Origin of the sequence: Paraburkholderia sediminicola (assembly GCF_046026855.1) — a bacterium.
GTDB lineage: Bacteria > Pseudomonadota > Gammaproteobacteria > Burkholderiales > Burkholderiaceae > Paraburkholderia > Paraburkholderia sediminicola_A.
This window is the reverse complement of the sequence record NZ_JAQQET010000047.1, coordinates 43,154-67,803: the sequence shown is the minus strand read 5'-3', so window position 1 is coordinate 67,803 and position 24,650 is coordinate 43,154. Positions and strand designations below refer to the sequence as shown.

Below are 24,650 nucleotides of genomic sequence, written 5' to 3'. Positions count from 1 at the left end.
GGTTGCAGCAGCTGATCGCCAGACGCGGCTACAACTGTGCGGCAGTAGCACTGACCAACAAGAACGCACGTATTCTTCAGGTCCTGCTGAGTACCGAAGCGTCGTATAGGCTAGCGACAACATGAACGCAATACAGGTTTAGATTGCGGTATCACCCAGTGCAGGTTTGCGTAGCTCTAGTACATGATGACGAAATCGGTAGAACCAGCATCCTGAAACCTGCTTTCCGTGCCGGCCATGTAGTTCAAGCCGTTGATTTGTTCAGGACAAGGGTGCACGGATCTCATCAAGGCTGCGGGCGTGCTTCGGCAAATGCCCGCGAGCAAGCCGGACATGCATGCAGACCATTTCCAATCATCATCAAGAGCTTGCAAAGCGCGTCGGGTGTCTTTTGCGGTGTCTGCGTCTTCTTTATCGTGCTATTTGGGGACTTTCGTCTGCTCACGATTTTACCCCTTCGGCTTATCGCGACAGAGCCACGCAGCAGCCTAGACAAGGCCTTTTCTGCGGTTGGATTGCAAACATTGAGTGTCCCGTTGCCGTAGGGCCGTTATCTCGAAGGGCCACCAACAAGACCAAGCACTGCGCCCTAATCATCTTTTCGTCGATCTGCATAGATCCACTTTCGCCTGGTGTTGCTAAGAACCCCTTGAGGGCAGCTTTTAGACTTTGCGATCGTATATTTTTTTGCCGTGTCAGTCAGACAGCGTACTTCAGCCAGACGTCGGATCAACGGTAAGCGCACGGGCAATCTATCTTGAGTTGCGTTGAGGGTCTTGGGAGCATCGTGTCCAACATTCCGGGGTCAGTTCACCAATAGCCGGACACGTGAACACTATCGAAGAAGCACCACTGGGACAGCGTCGTCGTCGCCGCTACAGCCACGAGTTCAAGGCCCCAGTCGTTGCTACGTGCCAGGGACCGGGGGGTCGCTTGCGGCCATCGCGCTGCACCACAAGCTCAACGCCAATCTGCTCAGACGCTGGGTCGAACAGTCGGAAGGGAATGTGACTGCGCTGACAGCGAGCAGCGACGTGGCACTGCAGTCGGCAACAACACCGGCATTCGTGCCAGTCCCACTCGAGACTAGCGCTGATACGTTACCTCGATGATCCCCAGCCGTAACGATCCGAAACCACCTTCTTGCCCGCAGCAAAGGTCGATCGGCGGAGTACACCCGGTTGATGGCGGTGGCCCTTCGCTCGTTTTGCCACTTCCTCTTTATGCGTGGAAACACGCCGCGGGACCTGTATGAGTCGGTGCCGTCGGTTCGCAAGTGGCAACAGTCAACTGTGCCAACGTTCCTCACGCCTGAGCAGGAGGAAGCCCTCATTGCGACTACCGACCGGTCCACTCCACGCGGGGGTCGCGACCATGCCGTCCTGCTGTTGTTGGCGCGGCTGGGGTTGCGTGCCGGAGAGATCGTGGCACTAGAGCTAGGCGACATCCACTGGCGTTCGGGGGAACTTGTCGTTCATGGCAAGGGGCAAATGGTGGAGCATGTCCCGCTACGTTCCGAGGTTGGAGACGCGATCGCGACGTACCTTTGCGACGCTCGTGGAGCGAGCGCATCGCGACGGGTATTCCTTCGCACGTGCGCGCCGCGCGTTGGTCTGGCGGGACCGGCGGCAGTTGGCCACATTGTTCGTCTGGCGTTCGCTCGTGCCGGGTTTCGCCCTGCGTGTCGCGGCGCGGCACATTTGTTTCGTCACGGTCTGGCGACAACGATGATTCGCCATGGTGCGTCGATGGCGGAAATCGCCGAGGTGTTACGGCACCGCTCACAGCTCAGTACCGCGATCTACGCAAAGGTCGCGTTTGAGGACCTGCGCAGGGTAGCGCGCTCATGGCCCACGGCGGGAGGTGCAACATGACTGCGATCCGTGACTCCCTTGCGCAGTACGTGGCAGCCCGCCGGGCTCTCGGGGCGTCATTCTATGAACCTGCATTGGCACTCGGTCATTTCGTTGATCTTCTGGAGCACGAAGGCGCCGAGTTCATTTCCATCGATCTGGCTCTGCGCTGGGCGACGACGCCCGTGTCCGTCGAACGCGCCACTTGGGGGCGGCGCCTCTCCCAGGTAAGAGGATTTGCCAGGTGGATGAACACCGTAGACAGCCGAAACCAGATTCCTCCGGCAAGACTCCTGAGTGCCCGCCGACGGCGCAACGCGCCACATATTTACACGGAACAGGAAATCAACCTGCTCATGATCCAGGCTGCGCAGCTTCGCTCGCGCACAGGCATGCGAGCACTGACCTATTCGACGCTTATCGGGCTTCCGGTAGCGACCGGCCTCAGGCCGGGTGGAGCGCTTCGACTCAACCAGTCCGACGTTGACCTCGTCAGCGGGATAGCCTCTATCCGGGAATCGAAGTTCGGCAAATCGCGCTTTGTACCCGTAGAAGAATCGACCCGCGCCGCACTCGAGCGTTATGCTCAGAGTCGAGACCGACTCTGCCCGCAGCGGTTGAGTGAGGCGTTCCTGGTTGGTGAGCACGGTATGAGGTTGAAGGCCGGCACTGTCCGAAGCATGTTCGTCAGAATGTCGCGTGCCGTCGGCCTGCGGCCAGCGACAGAGGACGGTCGCGATGGTTACGGCCCACGGCTCCAGGACTTTCGACACAGTTTCGCGACTGGAAGGATGGTCGAATGGTATCGCGCCGGATTGGACGTGAGCCGGGAGTTGCCGAAACTTGTTGCCTATCTCGGGCATGTCAACATTGGTCTTACGTATTGGTACATCGAAGCGGTTCCGGAGCTGCTTGAGCTTGCGGCAGGCTATCTCGGCAGAAACAGTCCGGGAGAGCGGCCATGAGCGACGCTGGCCTTCCATCCCTCGTCCAGCGTTTCTTTACCCAGCGCCTGCTCGAGCAGCAGGGCCTGAGTTCGCACACGGTGTGCGAGTTACCGCGACACATTCCGGTTGCTGCTGGCGTTCGCCACGAAGCATGTCGGACGCGCGCCTTCGAAACTACGGATCGAAGACTTCGACGTGTCGTTGATTCAGGAATTCCTTCAGCACCTTGAACAAGCCAGGGGCAATTCGGTGCGGACACGCAACACGCGCCTCGTCGCTGTACATGCCTTCTTCCGGTTCGTTGCGGCTAGCGAGCCTGCGCTGTTCCCGCGGTGTCAGCGCATCCTTGCAATTCCATCCAAACGCTGTGAACATGGTCCCGTCGAGTTTCTAACCGAGAGCGAGGCCGCAGCGCTAGTAGCGGCACCTGATGTACGAACATGGATCGGCAACCGCGACCGAGCGCTGCTTCTTGTAGCGGTTCAAACGGGTCTGCGGAATAGCGAATTGACCTCTATCAGGCGTCAGGATGTGGTGCTCGGTACAGGCGCCCACGTCCGTTGCCTCGGCAAAGGCAGAAAGATGCGATGCACTCCACTACGACCGGATGTCGTCGCGGTGTTGAAAGCATGGCTACGCTATCAACCTGGCGAACCCGATGATCCGGTCTTCCCCAGTTCGCGCGGTGGCCGTCTTAGCGCCGACGCACTTCAGCGGCTTGTGTCGCGCAACGTCGCAATCGCGTGCCACTCGTACCCCTCGCTGAAGGACAAATCAGTAACTCCCCACACGCTTCGACACGGGGCCGCGATGAGCCTGTTACATCACGGCGTAGACCTGTCCGTGATCGCGCTCTGGCTCGGCCACGAATCATCGGAGACGACCCAGATCTACTTGCACGCCGACATGCGTGCTTAAGGAACGCGCAATGGCGCACGCCAATGCGAGCGGAGTAGCGCCGACGCGTTACAAACCTCCCGACCCCTTGTTGGCCTTCCTGGAGGGTCTTTAATAATGCCGACAATCCGAGCGACGCGGAACAGGGATCCGCCCAACTGCTGCGCCCGTGGAATCATGACGCGGCATAATCCGGAAGTCGGCATAACTGGTGTGAAAACCAGATCCGTCCCATCGCCATCGACCGAAACAACTGGCTGTTCGCCGGATCGTTGCGCGCCGGCCACCGCGCCGCGGCAGTCATGAGCCTGATCCAGTCAGCAAGGATGAGCGGCCACGACCCCTACACCTATCTCAGGGACGTTCTCACACGGTTACCTACGCAGCCGGCAAGTCGACTCGAAGAGCTGCTGCCTCATCGCTGGCGGTCCCTCCGTCAGGTGTGAGACATTGGGTGATCCTCGCAAACGCAGCAACCGACGCTCACTTCGGCGAGAGTCGCCATTGCGTCAACGCGAATTCACAGAGTTCGCCATGTTTCTGGGAATACGTGCGGTAGGAAACAGCAGTTGAAAATACTTTACGATACGCGAGTCCATATATAGGACGGAGCAGCTCGACCTCCTGCCCCTCATCGCTCGCGGCCATTCCATATTCCCCGGCGCGGCAAATCATGCCGTCATTCGTCGTGGGTTCCGCGTAAGATGCGTGGCGTCATGCAAGATGAACCCGAGCGCCAAACCGGTAAATGGTAGCGTCACCACCGTCAGGATGAATGGTGCAATGAAAGTTGAGTCGACTATGATCCTCAGGAGCTTAGGGCGGATCGCAAAGCTTGCGAGTGAGAAGTAGCAATACACTATTGCCACGACCAAGCCTGCACCGAGATTCATCATGCGGGACGCAAAATAAAGCCCCTGCCAAGCACACGCCGTTGTCAGAAGAACGACTATCAACGCAAAAATGTATCGTCAGTGTCGCAAGCCTTCGCTGCCGCGATCCTTCGAGGCGCGTGTGATTACCGCGGCGAGAATGGCCGTGACGACTGCGACACCAACAAGTAGACAGGCCACCACGGCTGTGAAGTTCATCGCGATAATTGATAGTCTCAATGCCTCGAATTATGCCGTATCTGCCCACCTCACCAGGGTGTTGTCGATCAGTGCGTCAAGACGAGTTTGCCGGGCGCTTATCCTTAGTACCGCAAATGATGCAGAGCACGCGATTGATCTCGCCAACATGAGCGTGTTCTGCCTAAGTGGCGCGATCTGGACCGGCGATGCTGCTAAAACCAAGTCTTTCGCTCGACAGCTTCAAACAGGCGGCGTTTTCGTGAACGGCTTCTCAGCATCTGACCCACGCGTTCCGATTGGTGGCATCAAGAAGAACGGATACGGTCGTGAACTGTCGCACTTCGGTGTACGGGAATTCACTAACGCACAGGCTGTCTGGTTCGATCGCAAGTAACCGCCCCTCCTCACACGGAACGGGGGGTGCCCCCTCCTCGAACTTTCGCGGATTTCTCGAATAGCGCTTATGGTGCGAGGGTTCCACTATGCAAGATGTGAGAACGCGCCCATTTCGCAGTGTCAGTCGGCCGTCGTACTGCTTGCTGCTCACCGCAACGCGTTGAGGCGCGCCGCGTCGAACCGGTCAGCGCCTAATATCCGTTTTGGGCGCTAAAGATCTTCCCCCTTAATCGCCAACCTTCACCTCGCGCAAAGTAGAAAGACAAGCAACCGCAAGCTCCTGGTATTTGCGCGTGGCCTTTGCTTTCCCCTGAAGCTCGCCCTGCTCAAGCCGACGGACCACACGTGCAGGAATGCCAGCTACAAGGCATCCAGGGGGCACCTCCCAGCCGACTTTCACAAATGCGCAGGCAGCTACGATCGAGGACTCCCCGATAACAGCGTCGTCCATGATGACCGCATTCATGCCAATCAAGGTGTTGCGCCGCAGGACGGCACCGTGAACGACTGCCCCATGCCCGATATGGGACGCCGGCGCAAGCTCACATCGACGCCCATGTCCAACATGCAAGGTGCAGCTATCCTGCACGTTGCTGCCTTCCCCAATAACAATTGTACCGAAGTCACCACGAATCGACGCGAACGGACCAATATAACAGCCCGCCCCTATCTGGACGTCACCAATGACCGACGCCAGCGGATGAACAAACGCTGTGGAATCAATATCAGGTACGTTTCCCTGAAATTCGTAGATCGGCATGCTGCACCTTAGCCTGAAGCGGCCCCTGTTTGTCAAAACTATCCGACGTTAATATCGACACCACGTGTCTCGCGAACAAAGATCAATCCGACCACGAACGAGGCTACCGCAATAACGATCGGATACCAGAGTCCAGAGTAAATGTTGCCTTGTGCGGCGACGATAGCGAATGCCGACGCTGGCAGAAAGCCTCCAAACCATCCGTTTCCGATGTGGTATGGCAAAGACATCGAGGTGTAACGGATACGCGTTGGAAAATACTCGACGAGCATTGCCGCAATCGGCCCATACACCATGGTTCCGTAAATCATGAGGATGGCGAGAAGCAGGATGGCCATCGGCTTGTTCATGAGGGACGGGGCTGCCTTGAGCGGATATCCAGCACGCAGGAGGTTCGACTTCAGTTCATTATCAAATTTCGCACCTAGGACCTTTGCGTCGGCAGCTTTTGCGTCATACGCGGAGATCGTCACCGATCCGACAGTCACCGACGCGGTCGAGCCGGCTGGGGCTGCCTCATTCTGATAGTTCAGACCCGCCTTCGACAGCGCGCCCTTCGCGATATCGCACGAACTCGTGAAGCTCGCCGTTCCGACCGGATTGAACTGGAACGAACATTCAGAGGGGGCAGCCCTCACAACGATGGGCGCGCTGCGCTGCGCACTTTCAAGTGCGGGGTTGATGTAGTGTGTCAGTCCCTGGAAGAGAGGAAAGTAAGTAGCAGCCGCGAGAACAAAGCCAACAAGGATGATTGGCTTACGGCCAATTCGGTCTGACAATGAACCAAATAGCAGATAGAACGGCGTTGAAATGACTAGCGCAATCGCGAGAATGACGTTCGCTATCGGACCGTCCAGCTTGAGCGTCTGGGTGAGGAAGAATAGCGTGTAGAACTGCCCCGTGTACCAGACCACTGCTTGCCCCGCCGTCAGACCAAACAGCACGACCAAGACCAGCTTGAGATTTTTCCATTGCCCGAAGGCTTCAGAGACAGGTGCTTTGGACGCCTTCCCCTCTGCCTTCATCTTTTCAAAGGCGGGAGACTCGTGGAGCTTGAGGCGGATCCATACCGAGATCGCGAGCAGAACAATCGAGAGCAGGAAGGGAACGCGCCATCCCCAGTCTGCAAAGGCGCCCTCACCCGTCTCGGTTCTGACGCCGAGAATCACGATGAGAGACAGGAACAGACCGAGCGTGGCCGTCATCTGAATCCATGCAGTCCACGCGCCCCGCTTTTCACTGGGAGCGTGCTCCGCAACGTAGGTCGCGGCGCCGCCATATTCACCGCCAAGCGCAAGCCCCTGAAGCATTCGCATAGCGATGAACAGGACTGGGGACGCTATCCCGATCGTCGCAAAACCTGGCAGCAGTCCAATAAAAAACGTCGACACGCCCATCAGCAGGATGGTGACGAGGAACGTGTATTTACGTCCCACCAAGTCGCCAAGGCGGCCAAAGACAACAGCACCAAACGGCCGAACCGCAAAGCCGGCCGCAAAGCTCAAAAGAGTGAAGATGAACCCTGCCGTTGAATTTACTCCCGCGAATATGTTTCGGCTGATGAACACGGCCAAAGACCCGGCCAGAAAGAAGTCATACCATTCAAAGACTGTCCCAAGGGACGACGCAAATACGACAAGACGCTCGTCCTGTGACATTCGCGCAGCGGGTAATGCTTGATTCGTGACCGACATGTCCATCTCCTCCAACCTGAAGTACGCCTGTTATAGTTACTTGCATTACCAGACTATACGAAGTAAATGATGGCCTTTCAAGCAGATAAAAGCCCACTTTTTCACCTACTTAAGCTACATTTTATGAATCACTCCAAAATCTAAAAGTGCGAGGCTTGAGATTTTGTCGCTTGTATAGCGTGTCACTTCTGGTCAATCATCGACCATAGCACTGGCAGGAAAATCTCTGTCAGAACAAGCGGTGCCTGCCCTCGGCGAAATTCCGAAACCCGCGCCCATGCCCAGCCACACTGGTTGGCATCGTCGACGAATTCGCGATCAACAAATGGCGTAGCAGCCAAGGGAAAAGACGCGTAAGCGAATCTCGAACGGCTGATTCCTGGGTCGTTATAAAGGAGGCTGCCAAGGGGACGCGCGGCAAGTGTTCGAAGTGATTTCCAACTGGCGCGACTATCGCGCGCCGACACGATGCTGCGCGCCGCAACCACAGCCACGGCACCTACAGTGAGAGTGATGTCGCGCACCCAGACCGGAGATCCGCGCCCAGCACGTTGGTAGGAGCTTCTCCGTGCGGCCATATGCTCGTTTCGTAGTCTCATGTCACCGGCACGCCGGCAGACAATACCCTCGAAATTGACCTGTACCTCAACCTTGCCCAGTGTTTGAAGCGCCCGAGTAAGAGAACCGCCGCGACGCAGCCACTGCGTCCACATTCTAGGCGCAGAAGCTGGCGGCTCGGACCGCCAACGTCCGCTGCGGGGTACAGCCGTAATTGGTCGCATTGTTCATTCGGACGGGAGGGCACGCGCCTGTCAACCAGGCGCGTCTCAACTCAGTGGTCAGGCAATACCGCCCATACAGAGATATTTCACTTCCATGTAGTCTTCGATACCGTACTTCGATCCCTCTCGACCGAGACCACTCTCTTTTACACCGCCGAACGGCGCGACTTCCGTCGAAATAAGGCCTTCATTGATGCCGACGATGCCGTATTCCAATGCTTCGGCTACCTTCCAGATGCGGCCGATATCACGTCCGTAGAAATATGATGCGAGGCCGAACTCAGTATCATTCGCGAGCGCGATGGCTTCTTCATCCGTCTTGAACCGGAAGATCGGCGCTACCGGACCAAATGTCTCTTCGCGGAAAATCTGCATATCAGGCGTCGCATCGGCAAGAACGGTCGGCTCATAGAAGTTGCCCCCTTTCGAATGGTGCCGTCCGCCGACCACTACTCTTGCTCCTTTTGCCACGGCGTCCATTACATGCTCATGGACTTTGGCGACTGCGTTGTCATCGATGAGCGGCCCAATCAGGGTCGCCCGCTCCAGACCGTCGCCGACGTTCAGCTTCTCCACCTCTGCGACCAGCTTCTGAACAAACTTGTCGTAGACGCCGTCCTGGACTAGCAGGCGATTCGCGCAAACACAGGTCTGGCCAGCATTGCGGTACTTCGAGGCGATCGCTCCCTTGACTGCAGCGTCCAGGTCAGCATCGTCGAACACGATGAAGGGTGCGTTTCCACCCAGTTCCATGGAAGCTTTCTTGACCGTAGCAGCGCACTGCGCCAACAGCACCTTGCCGATTTCCGTTGAGCCGGTAAACGACAGTTTGCGGACCGTCGGGTTGGAAGTCAGCTCTCCACCGATGGCGGATGCCGCGCCCGTAACGCAGGAGATGACACCCTTCGGCACGCCTGCGCGCTCGGCGAGTACACATAGTGCAAGCGCCGAAAACGGCGTCTGGCTAGCCGGCTTCAACACCATCGTGCAACCTGCAGCGAGAGCAGGCCCGATCTTGCGAGTCAACATGGCGGCAGGGAAATTCCACGGCGTAATGGCCGCACACACGCCAATCGGCTGCTTGAGAACGATAATGCGCTTGTCGCGGCCATGGCCCGGAATAGTGTCACCGTAGACGCGCTTGGCCTCCTCCGCAAACCACTCCAGGAACGAGGCCGCATATGCGATCTCGCCACGACTTTCGGTCAGCGGCTTGCCCTGCTCGGCCGTCATGATGACGGCGAGATCCTCTTTGTTCTCGAGCATGAGATCGTGCCAGCGACGAAGAATCGCTGCGCGCTCCTTTCCTGTGTGCGCACTCCAGTCTTTGAGTGCGTCGTTTGCCGCAGTGATGGCGCGCCGCGTTTCCTCCTCCCCCATACGGGGGACCGTACCAAGAAAATCTCCGTTCGCGGGGTTCGTGACTTCGATCGTTTCACCACTGTCAGCGTCAAGCCATTCGCCGCCGATCAGGCACTTGTTTCTGATGAGACCGATATCCTTAATCGGTACGGAGACCGCGAAATTGTTATTTGCCATGGACTTCCCCATTCTTTGAATCAGATTAACTAAATGCCTGAGTCGTGGGCGCAATCGCAACCACTTCAAGCACCTCACGCAATTTATAGCGCATCACTTTGCCAGAGCCGGTGCGCGGAATTTCAGCAACGATGTGCACCGCGTGCGGCACCTTATACTCCGACAATTGCGTCCTGCAGTGCGCAAGCAACGCCTCCACGTCCACCGTTTCGCCCTCCCGCTGGACGATAAAAACGACTGGCACTTCTCCGAGGTGCTCATGCGGCGACCCTGTGACCGCACAGTCCAGCACCCCGTTAAACACCGAAACGAGTTGTTCAATTTCCGCAGGCGCAATGTTCTGTCCGCCACGGATAATCACTTCCTTCAATCGGCCCGTGATAGTGATGTAGCCAGACGCGTCAAAACGAGCAAGATCTCCGGTGTGGTACCACCCGTTCCGAAGTGCAGCATCAGTCTCAGCCGGTTTGTTGAGATAACCCTTCATTACATTTGGGCCCCGCACCAGTAACTCACCCTCCTCACCCACGTCGACGTCACGCATACCAACCGGCTCAACAATGCGGGTTGCCACACCTGGCAGCGGCAGACCACATGATCCGTAAGGACGAGTGCCGGTCGGCCAGTTCATGGTGACCATCGTGGACGTTTCGGTAATTCCGTAGCCATCCAGAAGCTTCACGCCAAACCGCTCCTCGAATGCCCGATTGGTAGCCGATGGCAGGATTGCTCCGGCTGACACGCAGAGACGGATGCCGGGAAGCACGTTTGCAGTGCTGGTCTGGGCACCCTCCAGCAGGTAATGAAACATGGTCGGCACCCCGGGCATTACGGAAAAGTCGCCGCTCACGAGGAGCTTTGGAATTTCCCTGGACGAATACCTGTCCATCAAATATTCCGATGCACCCACCGCGAGCACGCTAAGCACTGCAAAATTAAGAGCATACGAATGATAAAGCGGTAGGCAGTTCAATATACGATCGTTTTGATTCAGACCGGCGATTGGCACCCAACAGGACGCGGTAACCCACAGCATGCTACGGGTTGAAAGCAGGACGCCCTTCGCCTTTCCTGTAGTGCCGGAGGTATAGACCACAAACGCCGGCAGGTCGAGTGTATCTGCGTCCACAGGGATACCCTGCGCCCTTTCTCCAACTACTTTTCTGTACTCAGTGCCAACTACAGGCGCTGACCTCCACTGGACTGTGACGTATTCCTTGAGCGACGGAATACCATCGCCAAGCCTTCTGACTTCCAGCTCTCTCGAATCGCTCGTCACGACGGCTACGCATGATGCGTCCGTCAGCCGGTACTCAATTTCAGGCATGGTGGCCTCGTGACTGACCGGTACGGCGATGCCGCCCGCCCGCACGATAGCCAGACAACTTACAACCCATTCAACCGAATTGGGCAGCAGGACGGCTACGCGATCTCCCGACTCTACGCCTGAGTCCTGAAAATGCACCGCAAGTCGAGCGGTGACTTCCTCGAGCTGCCGGTACGTCAGGGACGACCTCTCGTCCTCGAATGAGATTTTATCGGGCCGTTCTTCGGCGTGCCGCTTGAGTAGTTCGTGAACCGGTACGATGAGCTCTGTTTGAATCATGGCTGTCTCCTAAGCGATGTAGCCAACGACGATGTCGCAAGGCAAGCATCCCCTGTCCTGATAGGTTTGGTGGTGCGGACTTCAGATCATGCTGAAGCCGCCGCTGATGCTAATCACCTGGCCAGTAATCCAACTGCCCTTGTCGGACGCAAGAAGCACAGCCATTGGTGCCACATCGCCCGGCTGCCCCAGCCGACGCAATGGGTACAGCCTGGTGAGCTTTTCGCGGTTAGCTTCGAGAAATTCGGGGTCGTGCGCCGTCTCGATTAGACCCAACGCGAGCGCATTAGCGGTCGTTCCGGAGCGGGTCTCACGCGCAATCGATTTCATCAAGGCGATATTGGCGGCACGCGCCGCAGCGCCAATAGCCAGCCCTGCCTCGCCGACCCGCGAAGAGTCACCCATGATGCTAATAATCCGACCACTGCCTTTCTGGGCTTCCAGATGGGGCAGCGCCGCGTGGGTGCAGTTCAAGGTGCCGTAAAGGCACACGTCGATCTGCCTGCGCCATTCCTCAGGCGTGCTGTCGGCAAACCGCTTGCGAATGACAAGGCCGGCATTGTTCACGAGGATGTTGAGGCCGCCGAAAGTCTCTACGGCCTGCGCCGCCATCGCGTCTACTGCGCGGCGGTCGGAGATGTCACAGCCAATGGCTAGAGCCTTACCGCCCGCAGCTTTGATTTCTGCAACGACCGATTCGGCCCCCTCCCGGGAACCGTGATAATTCACTACCACACTCGCGCCTTCGGCAGCGAGCCCAAGCGCGATTTCTCTTCCGACGTCGCGGGCGCCACCTGTGATGAGCGCAACCTTCCCGTCCAGTTCGAACTTCATTTAATTCTCCTCTTTGCGTTTAAGCGATGTTGATTGGATAAGCTGGAAAATGCGCTCCGGCGTGACTGGCAGTTCGCTAATTTCAATACCTAGCGGAGAAAGCGCGTCGGCCACTGCGTTGGCAATTGCCGCTGGGGAACCGATGGTTCCGCCCTCGCCCATTCCGCGGAAGCCGCCAAGCGTGTTCGGCGCTTCGGTATGCAGGTGAACCATCTCCAGTTCTGGAACCTCAGGCGCAGACGGCAGCAGGTAGTCCACCATGCTCGCGGTAAGCAACTGACCGTCAGCGTCGTACACGACCTCCTCGAGCAGTGCGGCGCCGACTCCCTGCGCAAGCGCACCCCGCGTCTGGCCTGCGACAATGAGAGGATTGATGATTCGCCCGCAGTCTTCGGCAATGACGTATCGCTGGATGTGCACCGCGTAAGTTTGCGGGTCGACCTCAACCTGCACGAGGTGCGTGGCCGAACTGGTTGTGCCGACGACCGGGTCGTAGACACGCGTGACACACATTTCTTCACGTACATCGGCCGGGACCCTTCCCATCTGCGAGTACAGCGCACGGGCAAGCTCCGGAAAAGTGATCCGTCCGCCCCCTGTCTGCACACGAATCGAACTGTCGACGCATTCGAGATACTCGACAGGGCTATCGAGTAAGTGAGCAGCGACTCGCAGCATGCGCTCGCGCAGCTCGCGCGCGGCCAATATCCCCGCCCCGCTGCTGATGACCGCAGTGCGGCTGGCATAACTACCCGTACCGTGTGGCACGGTCGAGCTATTGCCCGTGATAACGCGAAGGTCCTCAAGGCGCGCGCCGAGCTCATCGGCGAGTACTTGCCCAAGTGTAGTTTCATGGCCCTGGCCATGAGAGGCACAACCGAATGCTGCAGTAATTGAGCCCGTCGAATCGAGCTGGATGACACACGTGTCGGTTCCCGTGTTGATTGGCATCCCGGGCGATGCTGAGATACGCGATCCGATCCCAGAGAGTTCCGCATAACAGGCAACGCCAATGCCGACCCATCGACCTTCTGCGCGCGCCCTCGCCTGCGCTTCGCGGGCGGCGTTGTAGTCAAAACGCTCCATCGCGCCTTCGAGACCGCCCATGAAAGCAGACCTGTCCCACACGATGCCGACCGGCGTACGGTAAGGAAACTCCTCATCTCGGACCAGGTTACGACGGCGAATTTCAGCTGGGTCAAGACCTAGCTGTTTAGCCGCCATGTCCATGAGGCGTTCCATCGCGAAAGTGGAAGTCGGTCTGCCAACGCCGCGATAAGGCCCGGTGGGCGCCTTTGGCGTGGTGACGCCTCTTACATGGCCGTGATAAGCGGGCACTCGATATGGGCCCGGCAGAAAGCTGATTACCTGTACCGGCTCGATCCCGCAGGTCCACGGGTAAATGGAATACGCGCCCACATCACCAACCACGTCGGCACGCAGACCCAGGATCTGACCATGAGCGTCAAGCGACAACTCCGCAGTCACCAGTTCATCGAATGCCTGGCTGGTGGAAAGCAGATCCTCGAGGCGGTCGCCAGTCCACTTCACGCTTTTGCCGATTTTCCGCGCAAGAACGCATACGAGCATTTCCTCCTGGTAAAGCGACGTTTTGCCACCAAAGCCTCCACCGACGTCGGGTGCTATCGTCGTAAGGCGGTTGCCTGGCATCTCCAGCAGGTCGGCCAGGGCGTCGCGGATGATGCCCGGCACCTGACTGGACGTGTATAAAGTGAGCGCGTCTCGCCCTGCGTCAACCTCAGCGAGATAGCAGCGCGGCTCCATGGCTGCCGATGTCTTCCTGTGAAAACGGAACCGGCCCCCGACCAGAACAGGAGGATTCGTAAACGCCTGTTCGATCTCGCCGCGAACAAAGCTGCGTTCGACGAGGACGTTGCTTTCGAATCCCTCGTGCAGCAGCGGAGCGTCCTCCAATGCGGCGGCCTCCGGATCTGTGCAGACCGGTAGACGTTCGTATTCCACCTCGATGGCGTCCCGCGCGTCCTCCGCGAGATAACGGTTCTCCGCCAGGATCGCAACGACAGGCTCACCAACGAAATGCACTTTCCCATTGGCTAGCGCGTGGATTGGCGTGGGCTGATAACCACTCATACGGGATACAGCAAGCGCTGGCTTGATAAGCCGCTCGATGTCCTGCCACGTATAGACGCCGTAGACCCCGCGCATCCCTCTGGCAGCGTCCGCGCGTATTGCCAAGATCCGCGCATGCGGCTGGTCACTTCGCAGGATAGCCATGTGCAAAGCGTGACCACTTGGACGGTCATCGACATACCGACCCAGTCCAGTCAGGAGTCGGGCGTCTTCAACACGCCTGACGGGCTGCCCGACCAACTTGTCGCGGGTCCTCTCGAGCACATCTGAATCCGGTGAATCGGGTTGGGCCCACCGATCGTTACGCTCACTCATATCGATCTTCCCCTTTACGCATTTCCGCCCATTGGTCCGGGTCGTGGCCAAATATGACCCTTGCTCCAGACGCGGCAATACGTTGGACTTCGCGTAGTGAAGCCATCGCCAGGTCAGGGTTCCACGTGTTGCGCGGCATCACCTCGCGGACCAGATTGGGTCTCATGGCAACTGCATCAGCAGCGAGCAGAAAACTGCCATCCCGGCTCAGCGTCGCGACCGCGCCAACGCTTCCCGGTGTGTGCCCGGGCAGAGGTACCAGGACTAACCTCCCGTCGCCAAAAACGTCATACTCACCGTCAATGGCTTCGGTCGGCATGGGATGCTCCCAGTCGGCCGGGATGTACCCTTTCTGCACGGCGTCTGGACCCTGCGCGGCCTCCAATTCCTTGTAGTGACAGAAGAACGTGGCGCGCTTGAAAAACCCGTTGCATCCACAATGGTCAGAGTGCAGGTGCGAGTTGACCACGACATCAATGTTATCCGGCACTAATCCTAGCGTTGCCAGTTGTGAAACAACGTTGTCCTCGGGACCGCTCAAAGGCATCATCGCCTTGGCCATCGCACCCCAACGGCCAGTCGCATCTACCGCGGTATCCGGATGGCATCCGGTGTCGAAAAGGACGTTGCCCTGTGCATGACGCAACAGAACGCAGGAAACCGGCAAATCGATTGTCTCGGCGCGCTCCGCTTCCGGTAGATAAACGCTCTTGCGCATACGCAGTCGACCACCGTTGAGAATATGCATTTTCATGGTGTATCGTCCTTGCTGACTTTCTGGCTTCCTGCAGCATCGCGCAGAGCGTTTCGTCCAGTCACGCAGACGCGAACCGCTTCAACGATGCCTTGATAGCCCGTACAGCGACAGAGATTCCCCGAAAGAACGTCCCTGATCTCTTCATCGCTATCGAGCGGATATTTTTGCAATGCATCCTCACAGCTGGCCAGCATGCCTGGCGTACAGAAACCGCACTGCAAGCCGTGGTGCTCCCGAAAAGCTTCCTGCAAAGGACTGAGCGCGTCGACGGTGCCCATACTCTCGACCGTGCGGACTTCACAACCATTTGCACGGATCGCGAGCATCAGACACGACCGCACGCTGTCGCCGTCAACCATCACCGTGCATGCACCGCAAACCCCGTGCTCGCAGCCAACGTGGGTTCCCGTCAGCTCAAGCGTGTGCCGCAGATAATCGGACAGTAGAAGACGTGGTTCGACATGATCCTCGTGGACCTTCCCATTGACCAGGACCCAGAGGGGTTTGAGGGGGATTTCAGTATCACTCATTGAGCTACTCCTGCGGCGCGCTGCCACGCTTTGCGTGTTACACGCTCCATCAATACGCCGGCAAGATGACGGCGGAATTCAGGCGAAGCATGCAGATCGGTATTCGGTTGCAGCGAATCGCAGGCTGCATGGACGGCATCGGCCATCACCTCGTCGGAGAGAGCTTTCCCGGTGAGTACTGCTTCGGCTTCGGGACGGCGCATCGGCGTATCACCGACACCCATCATCGCGACGCGGGCCTGGTGGATCTCACCGCCCCGCACATCAAGTAACACGCCAACAGCTGCAAGCGCGAAGTCGCCTGCGCGCCGCGCAAACTCCTGGAAGCACCATCCCATGCCAGCGGGCAATCCCGGGAGTTCGACACGGACAACAATTTCGTCATCATCCAACGCAGTCGTCAGCGGCGCGACAAAGAATTCGGATGCCGGGAATTCCCGTTCGCCCCGAACCGAACGAGCAACGATCACGGCGTCGAGAAGACGGCTCAGCATCGGCAGCTCTGCCGCGGGATCAGCGTGCGACAGACTTCCGCCAATCGTGCCTCGGTTCCGAATCGCGAGATGGGCAACGTTGTGCATCGTTTCCGGAATCACAGGAAAACGGTTTGCAACCAACGCCGAAGTTTCAAGAACTCGATGCCGCGTCAGAGCGCCGATCGTGAGCCCGCCGTCTCTGCGTTCGCGGACGTACTCGAGTTCTAGCAGCCTGCTGATATCGATGATGAGCGCCGGCCGGACGACCCTGAAGTTCAACATTGGAGTCAAACTCTGCCCGCCTGCCATCAGCTTGGCATCATCGACGTTAGCTGCAAGCACCTCAACAGCTTCGTCGATGGTGTCGGGACAACAGTAGTCAAAAGGAGCAGGTTTCATAGTGATCCCGTCTAGCGGCCCTGAAACTTTGGCGCACGCTTTTCACCAAACGCAGCGCGCCCTTCGCGGTAATCTTCGCTTGCAGCTGCTGCAGCAATTAGCGCCTCAGATCTGACCAGATCGAGAGCGCCCGTCCCCATCGCCATCCCGTTGAGAAGGTACTTGGCGCCGGCCATGCTCAGCGGCGCATTGCCTGCCAGCGATGTGGCAAAAACACGTGCCTCGGCCATCGGATCATTTTTAGCAACCTGCTGCTTCGCGCCAATAAGGCGCTCCCACAAAGATCGGCCAGAAACTATTGCGCCAAGGCCGGCGACCTGATCTACGAAACCGATTCGCTGAGCGTGGGCGGCGTCAAACCTCTGGCCGCCGTACAGAATCTTCTTTGCTTCGGGGAGCCCGACCAGAGACAGCAGCTTGCGCGTTCCCTTCACGCCGTAAATTATCGACAGACGCGCGGCAGGTATTCCCATCATCGCGTCCTGACCCGCAAAACGGAAATCGCAGGACATGGCCAGATGGGCCCCCCCTCCGAGGCAGTAGCCCCGCAGTACTGCGACCGTCGGCTTCGATATGTTTGCGATTGCATCACAACAAGCGTCAACTGCGACTTCATACGTCGTAGCCTGCGCGACGTCAGCGCGGACTTTTTCGAATTCGGCGATGTCGGCACCGGCACAAAAGTCCCCGCCTGCGCCAGTTAGAATCACGGCGCGCACTTCCGGGTTGCGGTCGAGTGCGGCCATGATCGACGGCATCGCAAGCCACATCCTGTGAGTCATAGCATTTCGGCTGCCAGGACGGTTCAGCGTGACGACGGCGACCTGATCAGAAATCCAGACCTTGATCTTTTCTGAAGTCAACACGTCCATCACCACAGCCTGCGCTTCTGCGGCCGGCACTGGTGACACGGGTGTTAGTACCGGCGCAGGCTGCGCAGGAACATCCCGCGGCGCAGGCGCCGCCTCCAGCATCGATGCTTTCGCGGTGTCTGCGTTGGCTGCAGCAGCTGCAGGCACAGCTGCTGGGACCTCCAAGGTCGCGACTTCGGCTACTGGGGCCGAGAGTTCCTGCATGAAAGCGTGCATGCCCGCCGGTTGTGCGGCAGAGACCGAAGTGGAGTCTGACGCGCGGCCATCCACCTGCTTGCGGAAGAGTTCAAAGAAGTCATCAGCGGATTTCCGTGCCGCCGCATCAATCATGCGGGAGCCGAGTTGCGCCAGCTTGCCGCCCACGTTTGCCTTCACTCCGTAGCGCAGGAGTGTCACCGTCGGCTCAAGAGCGTCAAGCGATACCTCAATATCGGCGCGCGCGAAGCCCGCCGCACCGCCCGAACCTTCCCCAGTCAACGTATAGCTACGCGGCGGGGCAATATTCGAGAGGCTGACTTTGCCAGCGAATCGCGCTTTGATCGGCCCGACCTTTGATACGACCGTTGCTGTGAACTCATTCGCAGCTGTGCTTTCAAGGGATTCGCACCCTGGAATACTCGCTTGCAGGACCGCGGGATCATTCAGCGCTTCCCACACGACTTCGCGCGCAGCCTCCAGCCTCGCTTCGCCGACCATTTCCATTATTGACTCCTCCGTCTCACTGCGTGTTTTGCGCCTGCGATGAACTGGGCTTATGCGGCTACTGATTCCAGAACAGCACGCACGGCATCCGGAATAGGCACGGAGCGATTGTTTGCGCGCTCCACATAGACATGCACAAACTGGCCGACCGCGCAGGCCTCGTCGGACTCGTTGCGGAACAGAGCAATTTCGTATCGAACACTTGAGTTACCGAGGTGTATTACCCTTAAGCCAACGTGGACGGTGTCTGGAAACGCCACCGAAGAGAAAAACGTACATTTCGTTTCGATAACAAGGCCAACGATTTTGTTGTTAGCGATATCGAGAACGCCTTGCTCGATCAGGTGGCGGTTCACAGCGGTGTCAAAGAACGCGTAATAGACAACGTTGTTCACGTGACCATACACGTCGTTATCCCCCCAGCGAGTCGGCAATATCGTGAAGTGACGGTATGCTTCCCGACGCGTTGGTCTGGTCTTTTCGCTCACAGGACCTCCTCGTAGATCGCCTTAGCATCTTCGATGGCAATTTCTCTCGGATTGTTTACGAGGAGGCGCGTCTGACGCATCGCATCTTCGGCCAATGCCGTGATGTCGGCGGCCGCAACGCCGACGTCCCGGAGGCGGGTCGGCAACGCCAATTCTGTCGGTAAAGCCCCGAGACGCTCGACGAGCGCCTGAGCCTTTTGAGCCTTGGTTCCCTGGACATTGAGAATCACCACAGGCGCCAGTTCTGCGTAAAGCGACTCAGCAGCTTCCAAGTTGAAGCGCATGACCGCGGGCAGAACAAGAGAATTCGACAAGCCGTGTGGCACGTGAAAACGAGCGCCGATCGGATATGCAAGCGCGTGAACGCCAGCAACCGGAGCATTGGCGAACGCCAGCCCTGCGAGCATCGCCCCCAACAGCATTCCCTGACGCGCTTCGCAGTTTGTTCCGTTTGAGCAGGCTTCGTGAATATTCAAACTGAGCAGACGCAGAGCCTCTCGGGCCAGGCAATCTGACACTGGATTTTTCAAACGCTTGCTCGTGTATGCCTCAATCGCATGGACCATCGCATCAATGCCCGTCGCTGCCGTCACCGCTGCAGGAAGACCCAGCGTCAGCTCTGCGTCCAGCACGGCTATGTCAGGCAAAAGAACGGGCGACACGACGCCTTTCTTCTCGCCCTCGCCCGTCGTGACGATGGAAATAGGCGTCACCTCCGACCCTGTGCCGGCGGTTGTCGGCACCAGAATGAGTGGCAACCGGGGACCTTTCGCGACGCCGACGCCGTAGATCTCGTCGAGTTGCTCCGTCCCGTGCGCCAGAAGCGCGACAAGCTTTGCTACGTCCATCGAGCTTCCGCCGCCGAGCCCGATCACGCCGTCAACACGCGATTGAACTGCGGCATCTGTCGCTGCAAGAATCACGTGCGCGGGCGGATCCGCCTGTACGTCAGAGTAGACCGTTACCGTTATCTCTTCGGCAGCGAAGCTGCGCAGCGCCGACTTAATCAAGCCGTTGTCCACCACACCTCTATCCGTCACCAGAAAGATATTCCGGCAGCCTAAACGCTTGGCAATCTGGCCCAAACGGGCGGAAGCGCCGGGTTCGACAACGGTGGAACGAGTCGACTGAAATTCAAAACTGGTCACGATATCTCCTTGGCCTGACGAGCGTCCCGAAACTCTCGATGCGAGTGCCGTAGTAACTTGCGTAACTAGACTATAGTTAGCCGAGACTCACTTTGCAAGCGGGTTTTCCCTCTCCCGTGAGACGGAAGGCTTGCTAACATCTTCCGATCGCGTATCCGTCTGATTGCATAATTTTTCCCCGAAACACTCGCACAGACGGGCATCGGAGCGGTGAATGATGTCGGAGAACCGGCTGTCAGTAGGCCCTGGCAACGCATTGCTACTGATCATGCAAAGGTAACTTGCATTACTCGTTTAAATCGTGACACCATAGAGATGCTCGCGTTGCGAAGTTCGGCGAGCGGGAATCGAGGGGGACTTTGCCGAAAGAGCAGTAGGATTGGTTCAACTCGTTGGGGCGGCGGACCGGAGAGACAGGACCGTGGCGCTTCACCAACCCGTCTAAATGGAGACCCCTCGTGAAAATCGTTATCAACAGGGAAGTAGGCGCGTTTAACTTGAGTGACGAGGCCGCGCATCGCTATTTGCGGATGAGTGGGCGGAGCGAGATGGACAGTGAGTCCAGCACGACATTGTCGCGTCAATTCGCCCACCAATATGCGCGCCGCAGCGACCCGGTATTAGTTGAAGTGGTCGAGAAGATGGGACTCTCGGCAAGCGGAGGCGATGCTTGCCTCGAAGTCGTTGACGTGCCTGCCACTGGTTGGCGCCTTCTCGACGTTTGCGGCATTGAGTGCGTCGTACCCGACGCTGACGCACAAAGCGCGTCGACGTCACAAGTCCGCTAGCAGCAGTGCGTGTTGTCTGTGGATTGAGATTTTTCCACCGATGTGTGCGCGGCTGCGAAAGAGGTGCAACCCACCTGCCGATTGACAGCGGAAAGGAGCAGCAGTATTTGTCGTCAAGACATCGCGTGCCGCGTCGGCCAACTAGTTTTGGAAAGGCTCACCAGCGCCGAAGCGCGGGAAGGCGCTCAATCGCCGGCCCGTCTCAGCAAGACGCGGTGGGGCAACTGCCCTTGTTACGCGGCATCAAGTTCAGCCGGAAGCATATATCGCAGGACATAGCCCATTTCTCGTGCATCCAGCTCGTTTCCACACTTGTCACAGACCACAACAGCGTGAAAATCCTGGTCGCATACCCGGTGTCGAAGTTTGAGGGGCGGCTTACCACCGGAGAGCCACTTATCGCCCCAGTGCATCATGATGAGCATTGGACCGTACAGCGCTCGCCCCATCTCTGTCAAGCGATACTCGTAGCGCTTCGGGCCCTCCTGATAAAGAGTCTTGTTCGCGACGCCCTGCTCAACCAGGCGCTGCAACCGGTCAGCAAGTATGTTGGTAGCGATACCCAACCGCGTCTGGAATTCGTCGAAACGCCGTACCCCGTAAAAGAACTCGCGGATGACCAGAAAGCTCCAACGATCTCCAATGATCTGAAGAGTTCGAGCTACAGAACACGGCCGCACTCGCTCTAGCACGGTGGGGTCGGAGGCACGGCGCGAACGCTTACGGTCTTCATTTCGTGCTGCTTCACCCGCACCGACACCATCGCGATAGTGCACCTGACGCGGGTTAATCTCGCCGTGACAATGCGAACATGCCACACGCGGATGGCACTCACATCCACAAGATTTATGGATGAGCTTCAACGGCGGAAGTGCGTCGCCGCTCAGCCATTGATCCCCGAAGGCGAGGAGTCCAATCATCGTGGCGTAGAGGTCTCGGCCCTTGTCAGTAAAGCGGTACTCATGACGCGCTCCACCCGTTGAGGGGATCTGTTTTCGCAAAAGCCCGAGACCTGTGAATTTCTTCAACCGCTCGACAAGCGTGGTCCGTGGAACCTGCAGAAGGCTCTGGAACTGCTCAAACCGCCGTACGCCAAAGAAACACTCACGCAAAACGAGAAATCCCCAAGGGTCCGAAAGGATTTCAACAGTGCGCGCGACGGACGAGTAACGCTCGACCGAAGCAAAGCGGGCGTCAGAGGCGCGGTGACTGTCAGCTTCAAGTATTGCGGGCTTTGCCATAAAAACCTATCGATACCTTCTGGATGCCGACCAGCGCAATCCGATATTTTACTTCACGCTGCATGGGCCGATTGAACCGGATTTTTCCGCATCTCATGTCCCTGCAGAACCGGTACGGAATGCCGCATTGCAGTCATCTCCGCAAGAATGGATACCGCAATCTCCGGGGGCGTTTGTGCGCCGATGTGAAGCCCGATTGGCCCTCGAAGCCTTGCAATGTGGTCGTCGCGCAAATCAAACAAGCGTAGCCGCGCACGCCGCTTCGAATTGTTCGCCCGGGAGCCGATGGCCCCGACGTAAAACGCGCTGGAATTCAATGCCTCGATGAGCGCCAGATCATCCAACTTTGGGTCGTGTGTGAGTGTGACAACGGCGGTGTGTCGATCCAGTCCAATGCGAATCAACAGATCGTCCGGCATCTCACGAGTTATCTGTGTATGCGGAACGGGCCACTCGGATGCATACCCCTCCCGCGGGTCGCACACGATGACGTCATACCCGAGGGGGACAGCCATACGCGCGACGTACTCTGATAACTGACCTGCCCCTACGATTATCAGACGGTATTGAGGCCCATGAACTGTTCGCAAGCTTTGTCCGTCGAATTGGACGTCCTGAGACTTGTTGCACTCGTGGACAGCGGCGCGCCCGCTGCTCATATCTAACGCGCGCCCTACAACAGCACCACGCCCGGTCAACTCCAATAGTCGCTCAAGACCGGAAGCAAGCCCGACAGGTTCGACGATCAGTTTCAATGTGCCGCCGCACGGAAGACCGAAGCGATGCGCCTCATCAGCCGATACGCCATACGTCACCTCGCAAGGCAACAATTTCGGTAACTCGCCCGATTTGACCCGAAGAATCAGATCGTCCTCGATACAGCCGCCTGATACCGACCCCTTTAGGATACCGTCGCCTCGAATGACGACCATCGACCCGACCGGTCGTGGTGCTGAACCCCAGGTCCGGATCACAGTTCCTAACGCCACAGTTTCGCCGGCCCGGCGCCACATGACCGCCGCACTCAGGACATCCCTATCCATGCTGTCCATGATCTCCTCGTCAACGTCTCCTCACCTGCAGTATAGTCTATTTATGCAAGTCACAGGACAGACGATGAAACTGACTTCTTCAAACGGGCGGACAATCGCGGGCGGCCACCAACAGGCCGGCGATCAGGCAGTCATCATGGCAGCGGCGGACAGGGACAGCAGTGTGGAGGATGGGCAGGATTTTTTCCTCCGAACCGTCGGCAGCCGGGTTCGGGCGCTGCGCGCGCGGCATGCGCTTACCAGGAGGAGCCTCGCAGAACAAACCGGCGTATCCGAACGCTACCTAGAAGTCGGACCTGAACAATTCGTTTCTCGTTGCGCCGGCGTCACGCCGTCACGTCGGCGGCAACGCAGCGGTTGAGCAAAATAGCGAGAACGAAGACGCAAAAAAACCGCAGCTTCCTCAAGATCATCCTGAGGTTGTGGCCAATCACGCGCTTCATGCTCGAGGCCTTGATCACGCCGGCACGCTTTGCTGCTTCGATCGTCTCGGCCAGCAACTCGCCGGCTTCGCCCAGTCGCTTACGCCAGCGCGTCAGGCTCGACGGGTCGATCGGCGGCTCGGTCTGCAGGTACGTTTCGCCCGTGAAGATCTGCCAGTACGGGTTCTCCACCCATTGCCAGACGACCTCTTCGTCGGACAGATCGAACGCATGCCGCAAATACAGCAGCCCCGCAATCAGGCGCGGCGATGTCGCTGGCCGACCCTTGCGTGATACGAAACTCTCGCTCATCGATGCGCCCAATCGATCCCAGTTGATCAGGTCGGCCAAACCGACCAACGGGTGCCTCAGGTTGATCTGTTCGCGCAGCGGTTGCCGGAAGAAATCTCCCTCCGTCACAGGCGTCTTCGGACCCATCTGCGCCTCGTCGAAAAATGCAGGATTCACGCCTCAATATGCCAGGTCCCTGCAATTCCCACAACCGCATTTCCAGCTCAAAACCTCACACCGAAAGGCTTTGAAGATTGTTCAGGCTCGACTAATTATTGTTGTCTTGCCGACGTACAACAGCATAGGCGTGGCCGCATCTGTTCTGCTCGTGATTGCACGTCTGATTCAGGGGTTTTCAGTCGGTGGAGAGTTCGGCTCTTCGACCGCCTTCATGGCGGAGCACGCGCCGCTTCAGCGCGGCTTCTTCTCTAGTTTTCAAGTCGGTAGCCAGGGCCTGACGACGGTGTTCGCTACGGGCCTCGGAGCGCTGTTGTCCGTTAATTTGACGCCAGATCATTTGGCCGCATGGGGATGGCGTATTCCTTTCGTTCTCGGTTTGCTAATTGGTCCGGTTGCATACTTCATCCGTCATAGCGTGCCCGAAACGCCGGAATTCCTAGACGCCACAACCACGTCTACACCATTGCGCGATACGTTAACCAGCGAAAAGGCGGAT

21 protein-coding genes and 4 pseudogenes are annotated in these 24,650 nt (G+C 58.0%); 9 read left to right on the top strand and 16 right to left on the bottom strand.

Annotated features, from left to right (window positions below; genetic code table 11):
• The 6 genes and pseudogenes from PQR40_RS35635 to PQR40_RS35610 form a co-directional block, all read left to right on the top strand.
• A pseudogene (locus PQR40_RS35635) lies at positions 1-125 on the top strand (IS110 family transposase); the annotation flags it as partial.
• Between the two features lie 1,059 nt (positions 126-1,184).
• Positions 1,185-1,874 (top strand): tyrosine-type recombinase/integrase, encoded by a 690-nt coding sequence (locus tag PQR40_RS35630; RefSeq protein WP_408510969.1) that lies wholly within the window; start codon positions 1,185-1,187, stop codon positions 1,872-1,874.
• Positions 1,871-2,818, top strand: coding sequence for a tyrosine-type recombinase/integrase (locus PQR40_RS35625; protein ID WP_408510968.1), 948 nt, complete (start codon positions 1,871-1,873; stop codon positions 2,816-2,818). Before PQR40_RS35630 ends, PQR40_RS35625 begins: the two co-directional genes overlap by 4 nt.
• Before the next feature lie 108 nt (positions 2,819-2,926).
• Positions 2,927-3,718, top strand: coding sequence for a tyrosine-type recombinase/integrase (locus tag PQR40_RS35620; RefSeq protein WP_459252664.1), 792 nt, complete (start codon positions 2,927-2,929; stop codon positions 3,716-3,718).
• Positions 3,719-3,900: 182 nt separating this feature from the next.
• Positions 3,901-4,143: pseudogene (locus tag PQR40_RS35615) on the top strand (transposase domain-containing protein); the annotation flags it as partial.
• Between the two features lie 592 nt (positions 4,144-4,735).
• Positions 4,736-5,164, top strand: coding sequence for an aldehyde dehydrogenase family protein (locus tag PQR40_RS35610; RefSeq protein ID WP_408510967.1), 429 nt, complete (start codon positions 4,736-4,738; stop codon positions 5,162-5,164).
• A 228-nt stretch (positions 5,165-5,392) separates the two neighbouring features.
• Here the strand turns inward: PQR40_RS35610 and PQR40_RS35605 are convergent, their stop codons facing one another.
• The 13 genes from PQR40_RS35605 to PQR40_RS35545 form a co-directional block, all read right to left on the bottom strand.
• Positions 5,393-5,926, bottom strand: a complete 534-nt coding sequence (locus PQR40_RS35605; protein ID WP_408510966.1) for a gamma carbonic anhydrase family protein — start codon at positions 5,924-5,926, stop codon at positions 5,393-5,395.
• A 38-nt stretch (positions 5,927-5,964) separates the two neighbouring features.
• Positions 5,965-7,620, bottom strand: coding sequence for an MFS transporter (locus PQR40_RS35600; protein WP_408510965.1), 1,656 nt, complete (start codon positions 7,618-7,620; stop codon positions 5,965-5,967).
• A gap of 182 nt (positions 7,621-7,802) precedes the next feature.
• Positions 7,803-8,333, bottom strand: coding sequence for a chorismate--pyruvate lyase family protein (locus PQR40_RS35595; RefSeq protein ID WP_408510964.1), 531 nt, complete (start codon positions 8,331-8,333; stop codon positions 7,803-7,805).
• Positions 8,334-8,459: 126 nt separating this feature from the next.
• Positions 8,460-9,941: an NADP-dependent succinate-semialdehyde dehydrogenase gene (gabD, locus tag PQR40_RS35590; protein ID WP_408510963.1), complete on the bottom strand. Its 1,482-nt coding sequence runs from the start codon at positions 9,939-9,941 to the stop codon at positions 8,460-8,462.
• A gap of 25 nt (positions 9,942-9,966) precedes the next feature.
• On the bottom strand, positions 9,967-11,547 hold the full coding sequence (locus PQR40_RS35585; RefSeq protein ID WP_408510962.1) for a class I adenylate-forming enzyme family protein: 1,581 nt from the start codon (positions 11,545-11,547) through the stop codon (positions 9,967-9,969).
• Positions 11,548-11,628: 81 nt separating this feature from the next.
• Positions 11,629-12,381, bottom strand: coding sequence for an SDR family NAD(P)-dependent oxidoreductase (locus tag PQR40_RS35580; protein ID WP_408510961.1), 753 nt, complete (start codon positions 12,379-12,381; stop codon positions 11,629-11,631).
• Positions 12,382-14,808, bottom strand: coding sequence for a xanthine dehydrogenase family protein molybdopterin-binding subunit (locus tag PQR40_RS35575; protein ID WP_408510960.1), 2,427 nt, complete (start codon positions 14,806-14,808; stop codon positions 12,382-12,384).
• On the bottom strand, positions 14,801-15,562 hold the full coding sequence (locus tag PQR40_RS35570) for an N-acyl homoserine lactonase family protein (RefSeq protein WP_408510959.1): 762 nt from the start codon (positions 15,560-15,562) through the stop codon (positions 14,801-14,803). Before PQR40_RS35570 ends, PQR40_RS35575 begins: the two co-directional genes overlap by 8 nt.
• Positions 15,559-16,095 carry a (2Fe-2S)-binding protein gene (locus PQR40_RS35565; protein WP_408510958.1) on the bottom strand — a complete coding sequence of 179 codons (537 nt, stop codon included), beginning with the start codon at positions 16,093-16,095 and terminating at the stop codon, positions 15,559-15,561. The genes PQR40_RS35570 and PQR40_RS35565 overlap by 4 nt, the downstream gene beginning before the upstream one ends.
• Positions 16,092-16,970 carry an FAD binding domain-containing protein gene (locus PQR40_RS35560; RefSeq protein WP_408510957.1) on the bottom strand — a complete coding sequence of 293 codons (879 nt, stop codon included), beginning with the start codon at positions 16,968-16,970 and terminating at the stop codon, positions 16,092-16,094. Before PQR40_RS35560 ends, PQR40_RS35565 begins: the two co-directional genes overlap by 4 nt.
• A gap of 11 nt (positions 16,971-16,981) precedes the next feature.
• A complete protein-coding gene (locus tag PQR40_RS35555; RefSeq protein ID WP_408510956.1) occupies positions 16,982-18,544 on the bottom strand; it encodes an enoyl-CoA hydratase-related protein in 1,563 nt (520 codons plus the stop codon).
• Positions 18,545-18,594: 50 nt separating this feature from the next.
• Entirely contained in the window at positions 18,595-19,032 is a 438-nt protein-coding gene (locus PQR40_RS35550) for an acyl-CoA thioesterase (RefSeq protein WP_408510955.1), read from the bottom strand.
• Positions 19,029-20,180 carry an iron-containing alcohol dehydrogenase gene (locus tag PQR40_RS35545; protein ID WP_408510954.1) on the bottom strand — a complete coding sequence of 384 codons (1,152 nt, stop codon included), beginning with the start codon at positions 20,178-20,180 and terminating at the stop codon, positions 19,029-19,031. The genes PQR40_RS35550 and PQR40_RS35545 overlap by 4 nt, the downstream gene beginning before the upstream one ends.
• Positions 20,181-20,638: 458 nt before the next feature.
• Between PQR40_RS35545 and PQR40_RS35540 the strand changes: the two genes are divergently transcribed.
• A complete protein-coding gene (locus tag PQR40_RS35540) occupies positions 20,639-20,968 on the top strand; it encodes a hypothetical protein (protein ID WP_408510953.1) in 330 nt (109 codons plus the stop codon).
• Between the two features lie 233 nt (positions 20,969-21,201).
• On the opposite strand, the gene PQR40_RS35535 is transcribed toward PQR40_RS35540, so the two are convergent.
• Positions 21,202-22,209 carry a winged helix-turn-helix transcriptional regulator gene (locus tag PQR40_RS35535; protein WP_408510952.1) on the bottom strand — a complete coding sequence of 336 codons (1,008 nt, stop codon included), beginning with the start codon at positions 22,207-22,209 and terminating at the stop codon, positions 21,202-21,204.
• 53 nt (positions 22,210-22,262) lie between these two features.
• On the bottom strand, positions 22,263-23,261 hold the full coding sequence (locus PQR40_RS35530; RefSeq protein ID WP_408510951.1) for an XdhC family protein: 999 nt from the start codon (positions 23,259-23,261) through the stop codon (positions 22,263-22,265).
• 64 nt (positions 23,262-23,325) lie between these two features.
• On the opposite strand from PQR40_RS35530, the gene PQR40_RS35525 reads away from it, so the two are divergent.
• Positions 23,326-23,622 carry a hypothetical protein gene (locus tag PQR40_RS35525; RefSeq protein WP_408510950.1) on the top strand — a complete coding sequence of 99 codons (297 nt, stop codon included), beginning with the start codon at positions 23,326-23,328 and terminating at the stop codon, positions 23,620-23,622.
• 67 nt (positions 23,623-23,689) lie between these two features.
• Here the strand turns inward: PQR40_RS35525 and PQR40_RS35520 are convergent.
• A pseudogene (locus tag PQR40_RS35520) lies at positions 23,690-24,121 on the bottom strand (transposase); the annotation flags it as partial.
• Here PQR40_RS35520 and PQR40_RS35515 point away from each other — a divergent pair.
• A pseudogene (locus PQR40_RS35515) lies at positions 24,018-24,647 on the top strand (MFS transporter); the annotation flags it as partial. The pseudogenes PQR40_RS35520 and PQR40_RS35515 sit on opposite strands and share 104 nt — an antisense overlap.
• Between the last annotated feature and the right edge of the window lie 3 nt (positions 24,648-24,650).